This window comes from Flavonifractor sp. DFI.6.63 (assembly GCF_024462255.1).
Classification (GTDB): Bacteria; Bacillota; Clostridia; order Oscillospirales; family Oscillospiraceae; genus Lawsonibacter_A; species Lawsonibacter_A hominis.
Genome location: NZ_JANGBE010000064.1, coordinates 1 through 2554 on the forward strand (window position 1 = coordinate 1; position 2554 = coordinate 2554).

Annotated in this window: 1 protein-coding gene; it reads right to left on the reverse strand. The window is 59.2% G+C overall.

Annotation, left to right across the window (positions count from 1 at the left end; genetic code table 11):
* Window positions 1-2428: hypothetical protein (locus NE547_RS17820; protein ID WP_256176609.1), on the reverse strand; the 2428-nt coding region annotated here is incomplete at its 3' end.
* Between the last annotated feature and the right edge of the window lie 126 nt (window positions 2429-2554).

Sequence of the window (2554 nt, forward strand, 5' to 3'; positions counted from 1 at the left end):
CCATCACAACATTGGCCGCCTGACCAACCGGGTTTTTCCCCCGGTAGCGCAGGCCGGACACGAAGTCCGAAAAAGCATTGGAATCCCGATAGGTCGCCCGCTGGGCCTCCCGGACGGCATAGGCCCGCGCCGCGTCCATAGCCGAAGCATCCGCAGTCCCATCCGACAAAGCCTGTGCGGTGATGCCGTTTGCCTTCAGATACCCTGCCAGCGCCCCCGCATAGGCCGGCCTGGAAAACCAGGTGTCCTCCACGTCCATCGCTGCGCTGTTGGCCTTTCTCACGGCTTCCAACGGAAGCGTCCGGAAGATCGTCCGGTACCTGTCGATCTTCCCCATGGCGCTCTCGCTGTACTTCCCGCCGCCAAGCAGCTGCTCCTGCACGTTTGCAAGGTCTGCAAAGGCCGCCTGGACCAGCGCCCGGTCTTCCGCGCTGGCCGGGTTCAGCGCCGCCTTGGTGCGCTGGATCCCGTTGGGGGAGAGATAGTCCACGCCAGATTCAAGCGCAGTGCCGATTGCATTTTTGACCATGCGCACCGGAGCAAAGGCGGCGTTGCCCACGATGTTGCGCACGTGGGTGCGCGGGTTTCCCAGCATGGCCAGATAGCGCCATGCGTTCCACTTGTCCATCCAGGTGGCGGGCACCTGCCGGGCGATGTCCCGGTAGATCTTCTCCATGGCCGCGTCCCGCCCGGCTTGATCCTGCGCCTGCAGGAACTGATCCACAAGCGCCTCGTCGATGTTCAGGTCCGGGGCCTTGTCCCCATAGCGCTCCGCCAGCTCCCCGCGCAGGTTCTCCACGCTGCGCTGGATGCCATAAAGCTGGCCCTCCGGGGAAAGCTTTTTCAGCATTCTCTGCGCCTGCATGGCCTGCGCAGACTGCGTCGAAAGGGTTGCGTAGTCGGTCAGGATGTCGATCACCGCCCGGCTGTCCCCAGCGTTCATTGCGTTGTTCAGCAGCAGCTGGCCAAGGGCCATCGTGTGCTTTCCTGCCTTCCCGCCCGCCGCCTGCTGGTGGAAGGACTCCCGCGCAGCGTCCCATCCCTTGCTCTCTACGGTCTGGCGCGCCCGTTTTTGGGCCGCCTCATCCGTGATGCGGTCAAACGAAAACTCGCCGTTGGCGATGGCCTGTTCAATGACCTCCACCGCACTGTCCGGCGTCGCCCCGGCCTCCAGGACGGTGGCTGCGGACTTGGGGATGCTCCGCCCCTGGAAGTCCTCCACCGGAACGTCCACCGGGCGGGCCGCCTTCTCGCCCTCCGGGTGGAAGCGCTCCGACTGGTTCTGCAAACGGTTGTAATCCCCGGCAAATCCCGCATTCGCGGCCCCTACGCCGTCATCCACGGTTTGCCCCCCGGAATTTTGGGCATACTGGGTATTGCCCTTTGCGGAGGAATCTGCTATAATGGGGGCAGAAAGAGTAGGCCCTGTCTCTTGGTATGTTCCGCCATTGGTGGGATTGCCGTAGGCGGGGCCTACTTCAATTTTATCTAATGTGTGGTAATAGTATCGGTCTCCTTCGGGTACATTTTTGATGTGAAGAGTTACGTCATATGCCCTTTCTCCGATCTGGAACTTTCCCTTGTAGTAAGTGAATGGATTCAAATCGCTGCGGTGAACATTCTGAGATTTTGAATCAGGAACGGCATTTTCAATCAACTTGTCCAGCAGAAGGATACTGGATACGTTATCCTGGTTCTTCAGGCCAGCGCCTCTAATTTTCTTCGCAACGTCATTGATCCCGTTCTGCGTGATCAATATTGTATCTCCGGTGCTTTTTACCGTAATCGGCTTCTGGTCTACGATGGTGATGGCATCTTGACCATACTTGGATATCAGGTTCAAATCTGCGTAAGCCTTTATAAAGTCCCTGTAATCGGCCTTTTCTAAGCGACTCACCACGTCGTCATTCAGCACAACGGTCCCATCGTCCTTCACTTCAAAGCCGATTTCGCTTTGTTTCGGGACTTCGTACATACGCTGCCTGTCCTGCGACTGGACAAAGGTGCGTTCACCCTGTGTATAGGTTCTGTCTTTCCAGGAATTATTTGTGTCAGACGCATCGAAATAGTAAGCCCCCGTTTCCCCCGTGGAGGCGGTTTTATTTTGCCCTGCCGCCTCCACAGCGCCCGCAGGAGCGGCGTTCGTTGTCTGGACGGGATCGGTGTTGCCCGGCTGTGTTTGCGCCGCCTGTGCGCTCTCAAAGGGCGAGCCGTGGAGGTTCTGCATGGCCTTGCTCGCATCCGGCAGCAGTGTGACCAGCGGATTGTCCCGCACCGGGAGTGTCTGCGGCGTGCTCAGGCGCTGCCCTGCGCGTCTGGCGATATCGGCGTTGCTGCCGATGGCGGCGCGGGTGCTGCGGATGTCTGAGACCGCGTTGCTTACAGCGCCCGGCAGCTCGATCCCGGCCTGGAGCACTCCGGCAGCCACTGTCAGCGCCAATGATAAAATGTAAGAAAACGCCGGTCAAAAAATGTAGGTTTGCAGCTGAGAGGAATGCAATATGGTACACTCGCATCTGCCTGTCGTAGTAGAGGCGGAAAGGGTGTCAAAATG